Below are 19,087 nucleotides of genomic sequence, written 5' to 3' on the forward strand. Positions count from 1 at the left end.
CTTTATTCGATAAAAATAACATCATGTATTTTTAGTTGATTAAATGGCAATTTAGATATGACTTGCAGCTCAAAAAAAGTTTAGAGGAAAAGGAAAAGAAATAGGAAATGGCGTTTAGGGTTATTGGGCCATCAGAGAAATAATATGTTGTTCATCAAAGTAAAAATAACATTTAAAAATGTCACCTTTCTTATAATCACGAGATAATGTCTCGATTAATTGAATGAAGAGCAGGTTTTCTAATAAGTCTATTTTAATTATTTCCGCGACAGAAAAGTCAAAGTAATAGCCGACTTTAGGATATAACGCTTTAAACATGGCTTCTTTAGATGAAAAAGCGATCGTAACGGCAGTCGCTAATAACTCAACACCAGAAGATGTCAGTAAATTGAGTTCATTGTTAGTGACGATAGTTGATGCAATGGAACTTGCTAACGCTTTGTCTATAACACCTTCACAGTCAATACCAATGTATTGGTAGGAAGAAACCTCCGCTACCGCAGCCAACGCAATTTGCTTGCTATGGGCAATTGAGCCAATGATCCTATCTGGCCAGATTGGCGCACGATTTTCACCTATATTGATAGTTACTCTCTCAGTAGAGAGTAACTGTAGAGCTTGCTGGGAACAAAACCGACCGGCTAAAAACTCAGCTTGACGTTTATAGACAGAATTTGCAATTTCAGCAGGACAATCCACCCCCAGCATCTCAAACATATTCAGCTGATATCGTGCAATGTCAAAATGACATTTCACTATCATCAGGTTTGAAAAAGTGGGTAATTCAAGCGTCTCTATACGATGGATGAAATCATTGATTGTTACGGGCAATGTAGGATGATAGCTCAAGGCTCTGCCCCTTCAGATATACTAAATAAAAATTTCAAAAAACATCTCCTTAGAGCAAAAGCATGAACGTACAATATTTGAGCATAACCTTCAACAAGTAACATTTTATTATACGAAACGCCGTAGAATCATACTTCTAAGGCTGTTGATGGCTTAACTACCGACAGATATTCGCCTAAGAAAACACCACTAAACGTTCAAAAAACATTTATGGGTTTGCCTAGGTTCCCCCTCACTCAGTTGACATATCTAATTGCTAAAATCATATCCACAAAGGACTAGGAATGACGTTATGTAGAGCTTAACGAACATGTTTAGTCTACATGCCATCGTTTATCTTCAAACGCGTTAACAGCGCGAACCTAACTTTAACCACATATAAGTCTAAAAATACAAGCCTATATTGCCCAAATCTACCAATCAAATAACGTAGTTCACAAAATACCATTCTTTTCCTACAACTATTTATATTTTGCCGCTGCTAACACATCAATCAAGAATTCTTTTAAATACAGTCATGTACACCTGTCACATCTTGTTAACAGTTTGATTTAAATAACTTTTATACACCTCACCGGAATAAAACCTTTTATTAGCACTTATCACTACAAAAAGGAACTACGCCTATTATCTAAAACCGATTAAACCGTCTTTATAGTCAAAGTGACTACCAATTATAAAATGAAAAATCTTTTCAAAATGAAGAGAGGAGGATCTATACGCCCACGAAAAAAATAATTTAAATTATTGTTTTAAAAGGGTTTTATTTACTGTTATGTTTTTTAACGCAGAACATTTAATCAAAAGGAGAGACCATGATTTTGCAAAATATCACCAAGATGCTGGAAGAGGTGCTCGGCGTAGAGCAACAAGAAATAACCTTAGAGGCGAACTTAGTCGATGACTTAGCTGCGGAATCAATCGATTTCGTCGACATTATTTATGCATTAGAACAAGAGTATGACCTAACGATTGCGCCTGGCGACATCTTCCCTGCGTTCTTACAGCAAGGGCAATTTCTTAATAGCTCGGGTGAAGTCAGTGATGAAGTACGGAGTAAGTTAAACAGCCAATGCCCACATCTATCGAGTGCTTGCTTGAGCGAGTTTTATGATAAAAAACAAGCCAGTATATTCTTTAGAGTCAGTGTTCTCGTTGACTTTATTGAATATAAACAGAATACCAAAGCGGTTTCTGCTACCCAGCAAACTGCAGAGCTAGCATAAAGAAAGGGGTTAAGATGTATCCAACAGATGTTGTGGTAACAGGCCTAGGTTGCGCCAGTGCTCTAGGTAATAACAGTGAACAAATGTGGCAATCCTTAATTGCTGGATACACTGGCATTAAGCCATTAGTACAGCATGATCCTCTGGCCTGCGAACAAGTACATCTGTTAGCAAAATGTCAACAATTGGAATTTTTATCTGGCCACATGGATAAGTGGCCCCTGACTCAAAAGCAGCTACGCCAAATGTCAACGGTATCCAAGATGCTCTGCCACAGTGCTCTCAATGCCCTAGATCAAGCGAAGCTGTCCTACGACGATATAGCTAATAATCTCAAAGTCGGCACCATTATAGGTGCAGGCGTCAATTTGTGTGAGGAGCAAACCAAATTACTACCAGCGCAACGTAACCCTAACTGGCTATTGCAAACTTACCCCAACATACACTTGGCCCATTTATCTCGAGTGCTAGGGCTAACTGGGTTTGCAACCACCATAGTAAACGCTTGCACCAGTGCTAGTCAGGCTATAGGCCAAGGTATGCAGATGATCCGTGCAGGCTTATTAGACATAGCCTTAGTCGGCGGTGCTGATAGTCGTATCTCACCGGCCTTCTTGTCCGGATTCTCACGCTTGAATATGCTCAGTAAAGGAGCAGACCTTGAGCGAGGTATGCGACCTTTTGATCAACACAGGGATGGATTTGTGTTAGGAGAAGGCGCTGGCGTGTTGATATTAGAAAGTGCTCAACATGCATCCCAGCGTGGTGCAAAACCATTAGCACAAGTGCTTGGCTTTGGCTGCAGTCAAGATGCCTATCGCCTAACAGAGCCTTGCCCTCAAGGCAAGGCCCGCGCCATGGCATTAGCACTACAAGACGCGAGTATCAATGTTAGAGATATCGGCTATATCAATGCCCATGGCACAGCAACGCAGCAAAATGACTACGCCGAAACCCTTGCGATACAACAAATATTTGGTTCATTAACACCATGGGTGAATTCCAGCAAGGGATTTCTTGGCCATAGCCTCGCCGCCAGTGGGGCATTAGAGGCAATAGTTTGTATTAAAAGTTTACAACAGCAAATGCTCCACCCCAATCGCCCTTTTACCCAATCAAAAGACACTCCCCCACTGACATTAGTGGGAGAGCAAGCTATTTCCTGCAAATTGAATTTTAGTTTATCCAACTCCAGTGCCATTGGTGGGACCAACACCAGTTTAGTTTTTAAGAGGATAGAAAAATGAGTGAGATTGACCGGATTGTTATTTCTGGCATCGGCGCATTAACCCCGTTAGGCGCAGATATCAATGAGCACCTTGCCGCCCACCAGCAAGGTGAGTCCTGTTTACGGGCCAAGCACGAACTACCGTTTTTACAAGGCGATGTTTCTGAGTCCAATATAAAACAATGGATCCCAGATAAAAAGTCTTGCCGAATGCTCACCCGTCAAGGTTTACTGGGGATTGCCAGTGCTACTTTAGCTTTAAACAAAGCACAGCTCAGTACCAGTGAACTCGCGGAACAAGACCAACTTAACGGCGTTATCTACGGCGCTTTTTATAGTCAAGGTGTGCTCAATGCTGCTCAGCCTTACCTTAATGCACTCGATAACTCAGATACCATTGATTACCAGGCATTTGGCGATCGCCACTATCGCGAATTTCCACCACTGTGGATCTTACCGCGTCTGCCCAACACCACCGGCGGTCAGATCTCGATTCAATATGGCCTGCGGGGACTCAGTTACAGCGTGGTAAATGGCCCCGCTGGCGGCATGATCTCAGTGGGTGAAGCCTTAGAATGCATACAAGACGGCAGGGCCCGTCGCTTTGTTACTGGTGCATCAGAAATGGATCCGACTATTGAGCAGCTCTTTGCGCTCGATCAACTCGGCGTGCTTGCCACACAGACGCCATCAAAAGCGGGCTTGACCATCAGTGAAGCGGGTGTGAGTTTTATTGTTGAGCCCCTTGCCCTTGCTCAATCGCGCCAAGTATCAAATAGCATTGAACTGGTTGCTTATGAAAATAGCTATATTCCGCACATTCTCACTCTTTCTGAAGCGGAGCTTGAACAAAAAGTCAGAGCCCACTTTTTACGTACACTCGATAAAGCGGAACTATCACCCCAAGAGATCAGCGCTATTCAATTAACTATGGCCGGGATCCCTGCCCTTGACCAAAGTGAAGCGAAGGCAACGCAGCAGGTATTTCGCGCAACCGTTCCGGTGCTTTGCGCCACTGATTACTCTGGCTTTGCATTAGGTGCAGCCGCGGCTACTAACCTCTTTTATGCTTGCTTGCAGCTGCAACATCAGTACTTAGCACCGGTGTTAAACCAAGCCAAGAAACCGCTTATCGGACAACTTAATTACCAACAAAAATGTCAATTAGATGCCGGTATTACCACCCTCTTTTGCCATCACATTGACCATCTTGGTAACCAAGTCAGTCTAATTTTGCGTACCACAGCACACCATCGCGCACCCCATCTCAAGCAGGAGCTAATATGAAAAGAGTAGTTATTACAGGCATGGGCGCAGTCAGTGCCTTTGGCACCGGTACCGAGCGACTTTGGCAAGCCTTGTTGGCCGGTAAAAATGGCATTACCCAGATATCGCACTTGCCATTACAAGGTGACATTGTTGCCATTGGCGCCGCTATTCCAAACTTAGAAAAAGAAATACAGGCCATTCCTAAGCTGGCTGCGATGCGAACGTTAGATCCATCGATCAAGTCGTTCTTTCTGGCAGTACATGAAGCGGTCGAACAAGCAAAACTTGATTTTACAACCCTTAATTTGGCAAAAGTGGCGACCATGATAGCCGATCGGCCTTTTTCGCCTACCAGCTTAATGGCGCAATTTTTGCCTTCTATTAAACAAAGTCTCACTAATGAAAACATTGCCAGCCTTTCGCCCTTGCAATACTGGCAGGCATTGCAAAATGATAACGAGTTAAAACATCGCTATCGCTGCGATGAACGCGACAGCATTAATCACTTTATCGCCCGTTATTACCAACTAACAGGCCCTGCCCTAAGTATTGGCACTGCGTGTGCTTCCGGTAACAATAGTATCGGTGAAGCATTTGAAAAAATTCGTCATGGCCGATTAGACTGCGCGTTAGCCGGTGGCGCCTACGATTTTGATATGAATTCAATGGTTGGCTTTACCCGCATTGGCGCGTTAAGCACTCATGACAACCCTGATACTGCGTGTCGACCTTTTGATGCTAGGCGCAGTGGCTTTGTCATGGGTAGCGGCTGCGGCGTGTTAATTATGGAATCTCTTGAACATGCCCACGCACGCGGCGCCAATATCCTGTGTGAAGTCACAGGTTATGCTTCTTATTCAGATGGCTATCGCGCCACTGACCCCGACCCTTCCGGTATGGGCGCTCAGCGCACCTTACGCGGCGCATTAGCTACTGCGCAGTTAGCGCCAGAGCAAATTGGTTACATTAACGCCCATGGCACCTCAACCACAATGAATGATAAAACCGAGACCAATGCCATTAAAGCCGTGTTTGGTGAACATGCCTACCAGCTGCCTATTTCCTCCACTAAATCGATGATCGGTCATGGCATTATGGCCGCAGGTGCGCTAGAGGCCATGGCTTGCATCAATGCGCTACGCGATCAGACGATACATGGTACCCGTAATTATCAGCAGCGCGATCCTGAGCTTGATCTTGACTATGTTGCTGAAGGAGCTCGTCAGTTAACACTGAACCATGTTCTGTCTAACAACTTTGGCTTCGGCGGACAAAACGCCAGCGTGATCTATTCCCGATTTGTGGCGCAATAAGGAAAGCCTGATGAAAAGTACTTTAGTCGCATTATCAAAGCTCAATATCAGCGAATCAGCAAAAGAGATTGTTGCGGATGTCTGGCTTGATTTAAGCCAACATCGATACCTTTATTCTCATAAATTAAATAATCAAGTCGTGATCCCCAGTGTGTTCTTACTAGAAATGGGTCTAGGCGTATTATCTCGTACATCATTTGGGGAGGAGTTGACGCAAGCCTCAGCCAAGCAGCAAAGCTTGTGTTGGCAAAATATCACCGCACCGCGATTGGCTTATCTGATTGGTCAAACTAAGCAACACCTTCAGGTACATTGGCGGCCCATGGAAAATGGTTTAGTGTTGACTATTTGTTATGACAAGTTAAATGAGCAAGGGCAATGTGTTAGGCCAGCCTTAACGGTATTAAGCGCAGAGTTACTGCTACCAGGCTTGAATTCAAAAAGCGCTGCAGATGAACCACGCAATGTAACAACACCGACCACAGAAGAAATAACCAATGCCTACCTAATACCTAGACAAGTAATTGACGACTATAAAGATCTATCGCCAGGTAAACTCGGTATTTTATTTTGTACCTTAGAATTTCGTTATTATTGGCAGCAGCAAAAACACTGCCTCTGGGCTTATTCTGATATTAGCAACAGCGCCCAATATTGCTTTAGTAGCGAATCAGACCCCTGCTTTGTCAGCCCTGTTTTGGCCTGCATGTCAGCTATCCAACATTTGCCTTTTTATGGTTATTTACAAGGCCAAGTCGCGATCCCAGCCAGTATAGACCAAATAACCTACCTTCCCGGTTGGCAAAATAAAGATAACAATCAGGGTAAACTCATCAGCCAAATCACGCCATCCAATAAACCACACCACGTCGATATTTTGCTAATGAGACAAGATAACCTCCATCCGATAGCGCTATTAACTGGCTATCAGTTACTACCAAAAGTCACTGCAAGGAGCGCCGCATGAAGCAATGGTTCTTTGTACACTTTGCGCAACATCTTCAGCAAAGTTCAGAGCAGTTAAGTTTTGAATGGCTGATTGACCCACAGCAACAAGTGTTTTTGCAACATCATATTTTCTCTGGTCAATGCTTAGTTCCCGCAGCAATTTCAGCGGAGCTGTGTGTTCAAGCCGCAATGCAGTTTGCGCAACTTACGCCACAAGTAAACCCTGTACAAATACGTTATCCGAAGATCACCATCGAGTCATTTAATATTAAACGGCCACTTGCCTTAGCAAGTAATGAGCAGATCCGACTGTTTATTAGCGCGACACACGTTAAGGGGGGGGGTTATAAGGTATCACTGCGGCGCCATCTATATCATGCCAATGGTAAGTTGTTACGGCATAATGTGTTGGTTGCACAAAGTGTTATTCAGATTTCAACGGCCATACCGACAACAACAGAACGACCTTATTTATCTCAATTGAACAGTATGAGTAAGGCGCTTTATCAATCGTTCGATTTTGGCCAAGCTAACTACTATAAGTTGATCAACCCCAGCCACGGCGATCTTTTTCAAAGCTTGACTGGTAAGTGTACGTTATCTACGGACCAACAATGGCTGGTATCTGAATTTAATATTGAAGATAAAGAGCAGCGCTACAGTCACATTGATGATCTACCTTTTGTTTGTTCACCCTTGGCAATAGATAGCGTACTGCAGGCGTGTGTACTGAGCTGCATCCAAGTTGAGAGCAAACGGCATGAAGATTTTTTCAGCAAATTGCCGGTTGCGATGAGCCAGGTGCAGTTTTTTCAACCGTTTCAATTCAATCATCTCTATCAATGCATGTTGAATTTGGTCTCGCTCGATGACCAGACTCAGGTTTTGCGTGCGTGGGTAAAAGATCAGCAAGGTCAGCTCATTGCTTACTTTGACTCCATTACTTTACACCGTGCGCCTAATGAGCGCCGCCTTGCTTGTCAATTTGAGCGTGACTACCACCGATTTTTATTAACAGATCAACAAAGCAAACCTGATGTGGAGGTTTTATGTTAAGTATAAAAAACAAACAGCGCTTAAATAGATGGCTAGATGGCGCAAAACAAGGCTTGAATCAGCAATCCCGTGGCATTAAATACAAATGGCCAAATACACCCGGCCAGCCAAGTCAAGAAACCATTAGCCAAGTTAGCCTGCCACTACTTGAAGGGGCAGTGGTGCATTGGGATAAACACGGCTTATGTCAGTTCCATTGCCGTATTAATGAACAACATTCGCCTTACTTACGCCATCACCGCTTTCCGATGGGCGACATCATGCCTGCTACGGCTGTCTTAGAATACTTTGTTGAAGCCGCGTCATGGTTACAGCAAAAAAGCCATGGTCACCAGCAATGGTATCCACTACAGGTGAGTCAACTGAAGCTTGACCGCGTCTTAATATTGCCTCAAGGCTCATCTGCAGTCGATCTTCAAATTCATGTTAACAAGCGTTTTATTGGTCCCCATGGCCATGAAATCCAGCTTAGCTTGCATAGCCCGCGATTTAACAAGCAAGGTAAGTACCTTGGCCTAAAATGCCATGCTTATGTCACAATTGGTTTTGACCCCAGCGTACGCGCAATCAACAAAGTACCACTGCTGAATGGCTTAGTTCACCACTATCAGACCACTGAACAACAAATATACACAAAAGTACTCACCAGCCACGGTGAAAAAATGCAAAGTATTACTGGTGAACTGTATATCAATGAGGAACGAAATCAGATCCTCGCTTCTTATGATTGCCAAAACAAGGAAACCACTTGGTTAAATAGCGGTAATGGCCACTTTGTCTTATCACCTTTAGGCTTAGATTCCTGCTTGCAGCTGCTGTGTTTTCTCGCGATTTTGCAAGATGGGCTGCCCAGATTACCGGTATTTATTGGCCAACTTAACCTGTATCGCGCGCATCCAATGGATCAGCCTTGTCGCGCCTTGATCGAATTAGTGCAACAAGACGTGGGTAAAACCGAAGCCAAAGTGACCGTTTTTGATCAACACAACCGAATCGTTTTCGATGTAAAACAAGCTATCGCACAAAGCCATCAAGGGGGCGCGTTTGATCTTAGCTTGTTTGAGCGCTGGCTTGAAAACATCTTAGTGGCAGCCCATGTAGAAGAGACAAGTACAACAGGGGAACAGCAATGAAATTTAATGCCACCCAATCGCCCCATTTACCGCTGCAATATAATTTAAAAGGTAACCAGGCATCGAAGATAACCTTAGTCTTTCTAAATGGGCTCTTTCATGGCGAAGCATCTTGGATCAAGCAGCAACGTTATCAAGGCTTTCAAAACTACAAGCAATTGTTCCTCGATTATCCTGGCTGTGGCGGTAATCAACTCAGTAGCCAGCAACAAGATTTTACTTTTAGTGATATTGCTAATGCCATCACAGAGCTGCTCCAATACCTATCCCTTGAGCGGGTGATCTTAGTAGGTTATTCCCTCGGCGGCATGCTCGCCCTTGAAATGGCCAAACAGTGGCCAGCGCAAACGGCGCAGCCTAATCTCCATACTCCTCATCTAGAAAAAATAGTGTTAATAAACAGCGCTGACCGGATCAGTATCAAGGGCCAATGGATGATGAAAAATGTGCAGCAGTTGCTCAACCTAGATATTCCTCTCCCGACCCTTTTTAGCCAAGTTTACCCTTGGTTTTTCAGTGATGAATATCTGCTTAAACTCGATAGTATGAGTGATTACGTATTACAAAGTTACGCCAACTACAACCAAGACAGCCAAGGCTTAACGGCATTTTTGCACGCTTGTCATCGCCGCCAAAATTGTGATGGGAGCACTCGCCAATCTACGCCTGCGCAACCGAATGAGCAGGCTGTGCTCAGCATTCCGATGTTGCTGATAACGTGCAGTGGCGATCCTTTATTTCCACCTAGCATTACTACTGTTTTTTGCCAGCAAAGCGCAAACATTACCCAGATCGATCTTGAGCTGCAATCCCATGTTGCCAATCTTGAAGCCGCCGTAGCTGTGAATCGACACATCGAACAATTTATTCCAGAACAATCGCCACTTGAACAAACACTAATAGGAGCGACCCATGCAGCCATCCTCTAATATTCCGATTCAGCTTCGCAGTTATCGAGGAGCCAGTCTCATGGCTCAACTCGATATTAATTTAACTGAAGCGCCTTTGCCCATTGAACCATTGAATCAATTATGTGCGCAAGATGGACTGACGTCATTACATGTATTGGTTGACGCCAGCCAAGGAGAACCCGCTTTGCTAGAGCAATTATTTGTTTTATTACAAGGCCTGTATCGACCATTAATGCGTGGTAACAACAAACAGGTTTGGGTGGTTTGGCAGCGCAGCCGTGAGTCGATAATTAGAGCGGGCGCTCAGGCGTTATGCCAAATTGCTGCATTAGAGTTGGCACGTAAAGGGGTGAGCATTAATTTTATTCACCAACGTTACGCTTTGTCAGATCAGCAGCGGCAATGCCTGCTACATTGGCAGTTTGCTCATTACTGCACCGCGCAAGCCTTTTCACTGCCAGAAGCCCCATTATCGCAATTAGAGAAACGAGAGGAGTTATTATGAAAACGGTATTAATTACTGGAGCATCGAGAGGCATCGGCAGTGCCATGGCAAGTTATTTTGCTAAGCAAGGTTATCGAGTTTTGATTAACGTACGACAGCAAAATCAGCACAGTGATGCGCTGCTACAAACGATAAAGCAGCAAGGCGGCAAAGCAGAGCTGGCGATATTTGATATCACCGATAAGCTCGCGCGCGAACAATACATGCAGCAATGCCCCTCCCTTGATGTATTAATCAACAATGCCGGATGCTTAGCCGATAACTTATTGGTGCAAACGCCATTAACAGATTGGCAACGTTGCATGGCTACCAATTATGAGGCCAGTTGCGCATTGTTTGAGTTGGCAAAACCGCACTTACTAAAATCGAAACAGGGTTGCGTAATCAATATGGCCAGTATTTCTGGGGTTCGTCCACGTGCAGGGCAAAGTGCTTATAGCGTCACTAAAAGCATGTTGATTGCATGGACTCATTGGCTTGCACAGCAATACCCACAAATAAACAGTTTTGCAATTTCACCGGGGCCAGTAGCAACCGACATGATCGTTAACGCACCTTGGTATCAGGAAAAAAACGCGTTTAATCGGATCCCCTTACGCCGTTTTTGCCAGCCGGAGGAGATCGCCCATGCCGCATATTGCTTAGCGACCCACCCAATGATCCACTCGGGAGAAAATTTGATTATTGATGGTGGTTATACCCAAACAACACAAACCGCCTAAGGAGTAATCGATATGCTTCAATCTGTGATCAACTGCAACCATCTTAATGCCAATGCATCGCCTCCCCTTTCGCCAGGCGTTATTAACCTTTACTATGCGATTATTGATAATAATACCGATAACGACAATACAACCCAACAACAGTTAGCCAGAGTGGCTTTAACTCAAGATCAGTGGCTAAAAGTAAGGGAAAAAACCAATGCCACCCGTCTGCAATTTATTAAGCAACGAGTCATGCTTAATCAAGTGTTAAAGCGGCACCTTGCAGGCCAAGAGCTTGAATTTGAATGGGGTCCAGTTGGTAAACCATCGGTTAAAAATAGTGCGATTGAATTTAACCTGTCACACTGCGCTGAGATCATGATGATCGCCGTTAGTAATGCTAATCCGCTGGGCTTGGACATTTGCCAGCATCACTTTAGTGCCGCTAAAGTGAGGCGACTTTCTGAAATATGCTTAACCTCTGACGAGCTACATCGACAAAACGATCCTGAATATTTTTATGATAGGTGGGCCTTAATGGAATCTTGGTTAAAAGCCAGCGGCGTAGGATGGATAAAAGGTATTAGGGAGCTTGCATCTCATGTTTTTGACGCAGGTAATTTATACAGTTACTTAATACCACTAGCCAAGCATGACTTGGCGCAGTTATCACCGCAAAAACTGAGTATTGCGCTGACTGCACAGCAAGAAGTTAAACACGTTAATTTAATTCACTGGCCGATTCAACATTAAGGAAGACCGTATTAATGACCCCTGTTCACTATCGATTTTTTAACATCCTAATCGCCGCGACTTCGGGGGCATTAATGGGCTTGTCGATGCCAGGACATAACGTAGGTTATTTAGCCTGGTTTGCCTTGGTGCCAGTTCTGATCTTGATACAGCTGCGTCCTGAAGTAAAACCTTTTCGCTTACTGCTGCCAGCAACCATTATCTGGTCTTGGCTCGCTCATGGCTGGTTTCAAGATTTATTCGGCGCCATCATTGGCAGTCTTTTAATGATCGGGGTGGGCTTCTTCTTTGCCCGCGTTATCCATTGGGGGATCGTACTCAGTCGTCATTGTCGGCCGATATTGAGCCTATTTGCCCTTCCCCTTGCTTGGTGTAGCGTTGAGTTTTTGCGTTATGTGTTACCTTATTTGGAAGATATTTGGTTTGTATTGATTGCCAAAAGCCAGTGGCAACAAACCGATTTGTTACAAATATTGTCGATTACCGGATTTGTCGGCGTGAGCTTTTTAGTTGTGCTCAGTAATACCGCCATCACGCAACTGATACTGACTATTTGGCAGCGCAAAGCCATACATAAACCCGCAATAGCTTGCCTAATATTGATTGCTGGTTTGGCATACTGGGGCCAGCAGAAAATTCCCGCAAACGTGCCCGCTACAGTTAATATTGCCGCGACGGTAGACTTAACCAATCAAGACCCCAGTATCCAAAATTTAGCGCTCAAACCCATGGATGGTGAAGGCTATTGGGCCGATACCCAAGTCATGTCTCAAGCTATTTTTGATGTTAATGCCGCACTGACCAAGACATTACCGCAACCTGCTAATTTTATTGTCTGGCCTGAAAATGAAATGGCCACCATTGACAACCCAGTGATTGTTTCACAATTACAAGCCTTAGCACGCCAACAAAACAGTTATCTTGTGGCTGATTTGGTGTGGCGAGAAGGGGAAAATCAATACGATACCGCGGTGATGTTTGACCCTGAAGGTAATGAGGTATTAAGAGCGCCAAAAATCGCAATTACATTCCGAGAAAAACAATTCGGTTTCACTCCCGGTAAAGTGCAAGACATGAAAGTAGTGGCAACGCCATTTGGCAATGTCGGCCTTGGCGTATGCTTTGATCGCCATCGATTGTGGATTTCTCGCGCCTTAAAACAGCACGGCGCTGATATTATCTTAATGCCCGTTGATGATGATTTTAAAGGCAATAAGCAGCTGCCCTTGCTGCACGCTACTGACAGCATCTTTCGCGCGATTGAAAATCGCGTGACCTATGGCTTGGGTACCACCAGTGGAGTAAGCATGGTGATCAACCCATTCGGCCAAGTGACTGCGCGCAGCCAGTTTAACCAACGGGAAGTGATCCAAGGAACAAGTAGCATTCACCCCGAGTCAACCTTTTACAGTCGTAACGGTGACATCCTCGCCTGGCTAATGTGCTTACTCACATTAGCTATTATCATCGACACAAGGCGGAGATTTAAGTTAAAGGGTAAGGATTAATGAGAGATAACGGCCATGGTAAACACTTGGGTAAACATATTTGTCTACCCAACGTGAAAAATAGCCCCACTAACCGCAGGCTTTGCCTAATTGCTTAGTCAGACTTTCACGTTTACTTTGCTCGACTTTCAGCGCTTTAAGCTTTTCAGCATCACCTTGTAATTGCGCTCGCGCTTGAAACTCTTGGTATGATTGAATGGTTTCATAAAAAAATACTTCATCGGATATGTTGGCAACTTGCTCTTCCACACAGCGACAGTCGAGTGTTTTTTCGACCCCTTTTGCCTTAGCGTCTTTACAAGTATTGACAAAAAACTGCCGTGCTTTAACTAGTGCGCCTGCCTCTACTGCTCTTTTGTAAGCGGCTTGATTAGGTGGTTGGGCATAGAATTCATCAAGCCCAGAATCAGTGGCATGGGCAATACCGGTAAAAAATAAGCCACTGATAAAAATAGATTTAATGATTTTAGAAAAATGTTTCAACGTTAACTTCCTTGTTAATTAATGAGAAAAAAGGTCTACTGGCCAAAACGAGTTGGCTCATTGGCCAAATAGCGTACCTCAATTTGCCTCGAAGGTCTTCCTAACACCGCATTTCGATGTGGATAACGGCCAAACTTACGAATAATATCATAATGGTGCTCTGCAAATTGCAGGTACTGTTGCACCAACTGCTGCGCTTCAAGGGAGTGGGCATCTTCAAGCATACCTTGCATCAGGGCCAGGCACTGCTCTTGATCTTGCATGTTTTCCGAATGTTCGTAAGGTAAATATAAGAAAAGCCGATAATCCAACGGCAAGCGCAAATCAATTCCGCGCGCCACCGCCTCTTTTGCCAGCGCTAACCCTTGTCCGTCATAAGCAAATGCTGCTTTGCTGCCACGAAACAAATTCCGACTAAACTGATCAAGTACGATCACTGTCGCTAATATGCCTCGGTCTTGTTTTAGCCAATGCGCATATTCGCCGGCAACGATGCCTTGATGCAGTGCAGCAAATTTTGCTTTTATTTCAGCATCAACTGACTCGCCACCTTGAAACCAGCGATTTCGATGGAGGGCGTCCGATAAGCCATCCCTTAAGTCACCGAACCAATATGTCAGTACTGATTCATATTCATTAGTATTCATTTTATTCCCTTTATCATGCTTATTCTGAACTTAGAATCAGCCATGTAACTTGCTCTTCTAGCAAAAGTTGAACACAGGCAATTGTATCTATACATAATATTTTTAACTGGTTACTATTAATTAGTATTTATTTCATCATGGAACAGAGCATGCAAAAAAGCATTATTTGCGATATCGACGGCGTTTTACTTCATAACAATTCTTTGATCCCTGGTGCCGATACATTTATTCACCGAATGATTGAACAAGGCAACAAGCTGGTTATTTTAACTAACTATCCAGCCATGACCGAAAATGATCTACATAATCGGTTTAAATCCGCTGGCATTAATGTACCACCGGAATATTTCTACACTTCGGCCATGGCGACGGCCGCTTTTATGGAACGCCAAGAAGGCAATAAAGCATTTGTGATTGGTGAAGGCGCCCTGACCCACGAGCTGTATAAAGCAGGCTTTACCATTACCGATATTAATCCCGATTTTGTCATTGTCGGCGAAACCACCAGCTATAACTGGAGCATGATCCAAAAGGCGGCCCGTTTTGTTGCTGATGGGGCCCGTTTTATTGCGACCAATCCAGACACCCATGGCCCGAGCATGAGCCCAGCATGCGGTGCGTTATGTGCGCCCATCGAGCGCATGACCGGCAAGGAGCCCTTTTATGTCGGTAAACCCAGCACTTGGATCATTCGTGCGGCTTTAAATAAAATTGGTGCCCATTCCCAAGATACTTGCATCATAGGGGATAACTTGCGCACCGATATTTTAATGGGCTTTCAAGCTGGCCTAGAAACGATATTAGTGCTTTCTGGTGTGAGTACTCGGGCAGATATTGACAAGGTACCATTTAAGCCAAACTATATAGTTAACTCGATCCAAGACATCGATTTTTTATAACTCGTGCCTAATGCCTGAGTGCTACTCTATTGACTCTAAGCGATAATACAGGTATTGATTATCGCTTTATCAACCCCCTGTACATCACAACATAAGAAATATAATTATCATGGAACCCAGCACCCTAATTACCCTAATCGGAATCGCTTTTGCTAGTGGCATGGCGATAAATGCCATTGGACTTCCCCCTATGGTCGGCTTTTTATTAGCTGGCTTTGTGCTAAATGCCATGGGGTTTGAGTCTTCTGAAGGCCTCTCTACCATTGCTGACCTTGGTGTGACACTGCTGTTATTTTCTATTGGCCTTAAGCTTGATATACGTACCTTGTTTAAAAGTGAGGTGTGGGGCGCGGCATCCTTACATATCACTGGCTCAGTATTGTTTTTTGCTGGCGCGCTGTTTTTATTGAAATTCCTGGGGCTTGGCTTAGTGGAAAGCTTAGACAGTAATGGCTTTTTCATTGTCGCGTTTGCGTTGAGCTTTTCCAGTACCGTATTTGCAGTAAAAATTCTCGAAGAAAAAAGTGAAATGAACTCCCTTTATGGTCGTATCGCCATTGGTGTACTGATCATGCAAGATATTTTTGCTGTACTGTTTTTAACGTTTTCTACCGGAAAATTACCCGAATACTATGCCTTAGGCTTGCTATTATTGCCCTTCCTGCGGCCTTTACTGTTTAAGGTAATGGATAAAGTGGGCCATGGTGAGCTACTTGTATTGTACGGTTTTTTCCTTGCCCTCGTTATTGGCGCGGGCCTGTTTGAAATGGTAGGAATGAAAGCCGACTTGGGCGCACTCATCGCCGGCATGCTCGTTGCCGCGCATCCAAGTGCGGGTGGCATGGCCAAGTCATTATTCAATTTAAAAGAGCTGTTCTTAGTCTGTTTCTTTTTAAATATTGGCTTAAACGGCCTACCTACTGGCGATCATTTGATTATTGCTGCGTTACTCGTGTTGCTATTACCGTTAAAAACCATTTTATATTTCTTTTGTTTCAACCTGTTCAAGTTACGTGCGCGCACCTCACTTCTGGGCTCGTTTTCCCTCGCCAACTACAGTGAGTTCGGCTTAATTGTAGCGGCGTTAGCGGCGAGCAAAGGCTGGCTCAGCAACGATTGGCTCATAGTGACAGCCATTGCCCTATCCTTTAGTTTTATCTTGGCATCAGTACTAAATAAAAGCAGTGACGCTATTTATCAAAAACTGTCTCCTCGGTTAAAGCGTTTCCAGCATTTGCGCTTACATGTTGAAGATAGACCGATCCGTGTTGGTGACGCAAAAGTCTTAGTCATGGGCATGGGCCGTATCGGAACCGGTGCTTATGACGAGTTAAAAGAAGTGTTTGGCGATACCGTATTAGGCATAGATAACAGCCATGAAAAAACCATTAAGCACCGAGAGCTAGGCAGACGCGTCATTACAGGCGACGCAATGGACTCGGATTTTTGGAATAAACTCGAGATCACAGACCAAATTAATCTGATTCTACTTGCAATGCCCGATCATAATGGTAATCACTATGCTGCTATTCAGCTACGCAATCGTAACTGCAGTATGAAAATTGCGGCCATTGCCCGCTTTGCCGAAGACATTGAGGAATTAAAAGGCTTGGGTGTTAATGCGGTATTTAATATGTACGATGAAGCCGGGGCAGGATTTGCGCGTCATGTTTGCAGCGAAATGCAGAGCATGACAACCCCAGTAGCCAGTCGTATCGATATTTAAATCTGTTGCACAAAGTCATTGCGCGCTTAATTGGGCAGTGACTTTGTGTTGGATATTTGTTAAAACCATGAATCAAAAATATAACTGGCAATAAAGTGGCATTACCTATGTCTATTTTCTTTGCTTGATGCAAATGTGTAGTAACCGAGCCATATATTAATAGGCTCAAAGACTGATAAGAAGGGAAGTCTATGTGTTCGATTTTCGGTATTCTCGACATCAAAAGTGATGCGGTTGCACTGCGTGAGCAAGCGATTCAAATGTCTAAACTGCTCCGTCATAGAGGCCCTGATTGGTCAGGCGTTTACGCCAGTGACAAAGCGATTTTAGTGCACGAACGTTTGTCTATTGTTGACGTTAATACAGGTGCGCAGCCTTTATATAACCAAGACAACACACACATTCTCGCAGTGAACGGCGAAATTTATAACCATAAAGACTTAGCAGCTAAGCTTACTTGTGGTTACCAGTTTAAAACAAAGTCTGACTGTGAAGTTATTCTTGGTTTATACGAAGAAAAAGGCAACGCATTTTTAGACGACCTTAATGGTATCTTCGCATTCTGTCTATACGATGAGAAAAAAGACAAATACCTGATCGGTCGCGATCACATCGGTATTATCCCGCTTTACATGGGCTGGGACGTACACGGTAACTTTTACGTTGCCTCTGAAATGAAAGCATTAACGCCAGTTTGTGCAAAAGTGCAAGAATTTCCACCAGGACACTACCTTGATAGCGAAGATGGTAAACTGACACGTTATTATCAACGTGATTGGATGACCTATGAAGGGGTTAAGGACAATGGTGGTAGCGCTGCAGAAATTGGCCAAGCATTAGAAGAATCGGTAAAACGTCAGCTAATGTGTGATGTTCCTTACGGCGTACTGTTATCAGGCGGTTTAGATTCATCTGTGATCTCTGCAATCACTCAACGCTTTGCTAAACAGCGAGTTGAAGATGATGATAAGTCTGCTGCTTGGTGGCCACAACTGCACTCTTTCTCTGTCGGTCTTGAAGGCTCACCCGATCTTGCAGCCGCGCAAAAAGTGGCGGATTCGATTGGTACTATTCACCACCCTATCATCTTTACGGTACAAAACGGTATCGATGCGCTACGTGAAGTGATCTACCACTTAGAAACCTATGATGTAACGACAATACGTGCATCCACTCCAATGTACTTGATGGCACGTAAGATCAAAGCCATGGGGATTAAAATGGTGTTGTCAGGTGAAGGGGCTGATGAAATTTTTGGCGGCTACTTGTATTTCCATAAGGCGCCAAACGCACAAGAATTTCACGAAGAGCTTAACCGTAAACTCGATAAGCTGCATATGTTCGACTGCCTACGTGCCAACAAATCCATGGCAGCATGGGGAATTGAAGCGCGCGTACCTTTCTTAGATAAAGAGTTCATGGATGTGGCAATGCGCACCAACCCAGAGCTTAAAATGATCAAAGATGGCCGTATCGAGAAAAACATTCTACGCGAAGCCTTTGATGGCAAGCTATTAGATGAAGTATTATGGCGTCAAAAAGAACAGTTCTCTGACGGCGTTGGCTACAACTGGATTGACAGCTTAAAAGAGTTCATTGCCACTCAAGTAACCGATCAACAATTAGCCAGTGCGGAATTTAGATTCCCAATCAATACGCCAGATACTAAAGAAGCTTACTACTATCGCAGTATCTTTGAAGAGCACTTCCCTCTTGAGTCTGCAGCACAATGTGTGCCTCATGGTAAGTCGGTTGCTTGTTCTACACCAGAAGCACTGCTTTGGGATGAGTCATTTCAAAATAATGCTGACCCTTCTGGTCGTGCGGCTGGCGTACACAATGACGCTTACAAAAAATAATTTTGTAGCTCATCACTATTGTTAATGATTAAAAAAGAGCCTACGGCTCTTTTTTTGTTTAGACTTTCCG

Annotated in this window: 18 protein-coding genes; 15 read left to right on the forward strand and 3 right to left on the reverse strand. The window is 44.1% G+C overall.

Annotation, left to right across the window (positions count from 1 at the left end):
- Nucleotides 1–120: 120 nt before the first annotated feature.
- Nucleotides 121–849, reverse strand: coding sequence for a 4'-phosphopantetheinyl transferase superfamily protein (locus K1M91_RS08095; RefSeq protein ID WP_232801236.1), 729 nt, complete (start codon nt 847–849; stop codon nt 121–123).
- A gap of 815 nt (nt 850–1,664) precedes the next feature.
- Between K1M91_RS08095 and K1M91_RS08100 the strand changes: the two genes are divergently transcribed.
- The 12 genes from K1M91_RS08100 to K1M91_RS08155 are packed head-to-tail and all read left to right on the forward strand — an operon-like array spanning nt 1,665 to nt 13,403.
- A complete protein-coding gene (locus K1M91_RS08100; protein ID WP_232801237.1) occupies nt 1,665–2,075 on the forward strand; it encodes an acyl carrier protein in 411 nt (136 codons plus the stop codon).
- A 14-nt stretch (nt 2,076–2,089) separates the two neighbouring features.
- A complete protein-coding gene (locus K1M91_RS08105) occupies nt 2,090–3,322 on the forward strand; it encodes a beta-ketoacyl-[acyl-carrier-protein] synthase family protein (protein WP_232801238.1) in 1,233 nt (410 codons plus the stop codon).
- Nucleotides 3,319–4,590 (forward strand): beta-ketoacyl synthase N-terminal-like domain-containing protein, encoded by a 1,272-nt coding sequence (locus K1M91_RS08110; protein WP_232801239.1) that lies wholly within the window; start codon nt 3,319–3,321, stop codon nt 4,588–4,590. The genes K1M91_RS08105 and K1M91_RS08110 overlap by 4 nt, the downstream gene beginning before the upstream one ends.
- Nucleotides 4,587–5,885, forward strand: a complete 1,299-nt coding sequence (locus K1M91_RS08115) for a beta-ketoacyl-[acyl-carrier-protein] synthase family protein (protein ID WP_232801240.1) — start codon at nt 4,587–4,589, stop codon at nt 5,883–5,885. Before K1M91_RS08110 ends, K1M91_RS08115 begins: the two co-directional genes overlap by 4 nt.
- Before the next feature lie 10 nt (nt 5,886–5,895).
- Nucleotides 5,896–6,852, forward strand: coding sequence for a hypothetical protein (locus K1M91_RS08120; protein ID WP_232801241.1), 957 nt, complete (start codon nt 5,896–5,898; stop codon nt 6,850–6,852).
- Nucleotides 6,849–7,889: a polyketide synthase dehydratase domain-containing protein gene (locus K1M91_RS08125; RefSeq protein ID WP_232801242.1), complete on the forward strand. Its 1,041-nt coding sequence runs from the start codon at nt 6,849–6,851 to the stop codon at nt 7,887–7,889. Before K1M91_RS08120 ends, K1M91_RS08125 begins: the two co-directional genes overlap by 4 nt.
- Nucleotides 7,883–9,022 carry a polyketide synthase dehydratase domain-containing protein gene (locus K1M91_RS08130; protein ID WP_232801243.1) on the forward strand — a complete coding sequence of 380 codons (1,140 nt, stop codon included), beginning with the start codon at nt 7,883–7,885 and terminating at the stop codon, nt 9,020–9,022. The genes K1M91_RS08125 and K1M91_RS08130 overlap by 7 nt, the downstream gene beginning before the upstream one ends.
- Complete coding sequence (locus K1M91_RS08135) at nt 9,019–9,951, forward strand: alpha/beta hydrolase (RefSeq protein WP_232801244.1); 933 nt, start codon at nt 9,019–9,021, stop codon at nt 9,949–9,951. The genes K1M91_RS08130 and K1M91_RS08135 overlap by 4 nt, the downstream gene beginning before the upstream one ends.
- Nucleotides 9,935–10,438 carry a hypothetical protein gene (locus K1M91_RS08140; RefSeq protein WP_232801245.1) on the forward strand — a complete coding sequence of 168 codons (504 nt, stop codon included), beginning with the start codon at nt 9,935–9,937 and terminating at the stop codon, nt 10,436–10,438. The genes K1M91_RS08135 and K1M91_RS08140 overlap by 17 nt, the downstream gene beginning before the upstream one ends.
- Nucleotides 10,435–11,160 carry an SDR family oxidoreductase gene (locus tag K1M91_RS08145; RefSeq protein WP_232801246.1) on the forward strand — a complete coding sequence of 242 codons (726 nt, stop codon included), beginning with the start codon at nt 10,435–10,437 and terminating at the stop codon, nt 11,158–11,160. The genes K1M91_RS08140 and K1M91_RS08145 overlap by 4 nt, the downstream gene beginning before the upstream one ends.
- Before the next feature lie 12 nt (nt 11,161–11,172).
- Complete coding sequence (locus K1M91_RS08150; protein ID WP_232801247.1) at nt 11,173–11,895, forward strand: 4'-phosphopantetheinyl transferase superfamily protein; 723 nt, start codon at nt 11,173–11,175, stop codon at nt 11,893–11,895.
- Nucleotides 11,896–11,909: 14 nt separating this feature from the next.
- Nucleotides 11,910–13,403 carry a nitrilase-related carbon-nitrogen hydrolase gene (locus K1M91_RS08155; protein ID WP_232801248.1) on the forward strand — a complete coding sequence of 498 codons (1,494 nt, stop codon included), beginning with the start codon at nt 11,910–11,912 and terminating at the stop codon, nt 13,401–13,403.
- 69 nt (nt 13,404–13,472) lie between these two features.
- Here the strand turns inward: K1M91_RS08155 and K1M91_RS08160 are convergent, their stop codons facing one another.
- Together K1M91_RS08160 and K1M91_RS08165 are read right to left on the reverse strand one after the other, a co-directional pair.
- Nucleotides 13,473–13,886: a hypothetical protein gene (locus K1M91_RS08160; RefSeq protein WP_232801249.1), complete on the reverse strand. Its 414-nt coding sequence runs from the start codon at nt 13,884–13,886 to the stop codon at nt 13,473–13,475.
- Nucleotides 13,887–13,921: 35 nt separating this feature from the next.
- Nucleotides 13,922–14,533: a DUF924 family protein gene (locus K1M91_RS08165; protein ID WP_232801250.1), complete on the reverse strand. Its 612-nt coding sequence runs from the start codon at nt 14,531–14,533 to the stop codon at nt 13,922–13,924.
- Nucleotides 14,534–14,682: 149 nt separating this feature from the next.
- Between K1M91_RS08165 and K1M91_RS08170 the strand changes: the two genes are divergently transcribed.
- From K1M91_RS08170 to asnB, 3 genes are all read left to right on the forward strand, one after another.
- Complete coding sequence (locus tag K1M91_RS08170) at nt 14,683–15,432, forward strand: HAD-IIA family hydrolase (RefSeq protein WP_232801251.1); 750 nt, start codon at nt 14,683–14,685, stop codon at nt 15,430–15,432.
- Nucleotides 15,433–15,541: 109 nt separating this feature from the next.
- The gene (locus tag K1M91_RS08175; protein WP_232801252.1) at nt 15,542–17,158 is read left to right on the forward strand and encodes a cation:proton antiporter family protein; all 1,617 of its coding nucleotides are present in this window, start codon (nt 15,542–15,544) and stop codon (nt 17,156–17,158) included.
- Between the two features lie 191 nt (nt 17,159–17,349).
- Nucleotides 17,350–19,017, forward strand: coding sequence for an asparagine synthase B (gene asnB / locus K1M91_RS08180; RefSeq protein ID WP_232801253.1), 1,668 nt, complete (start codon nt 17,350–17,352; stop codon nt 19,015–19,017).
- Nucleotides 19,018–19,087 lie beyond the last annotated feature (70 nt).

It is taken from the genome of Motilimonas sp. E26, from assembly GCF_021278025.1.
GTDB lineage: Bacteria > Pseudomonadota > Gammaproteobacteria > Enterobacterales > CBDFNC01 > Motilimonas.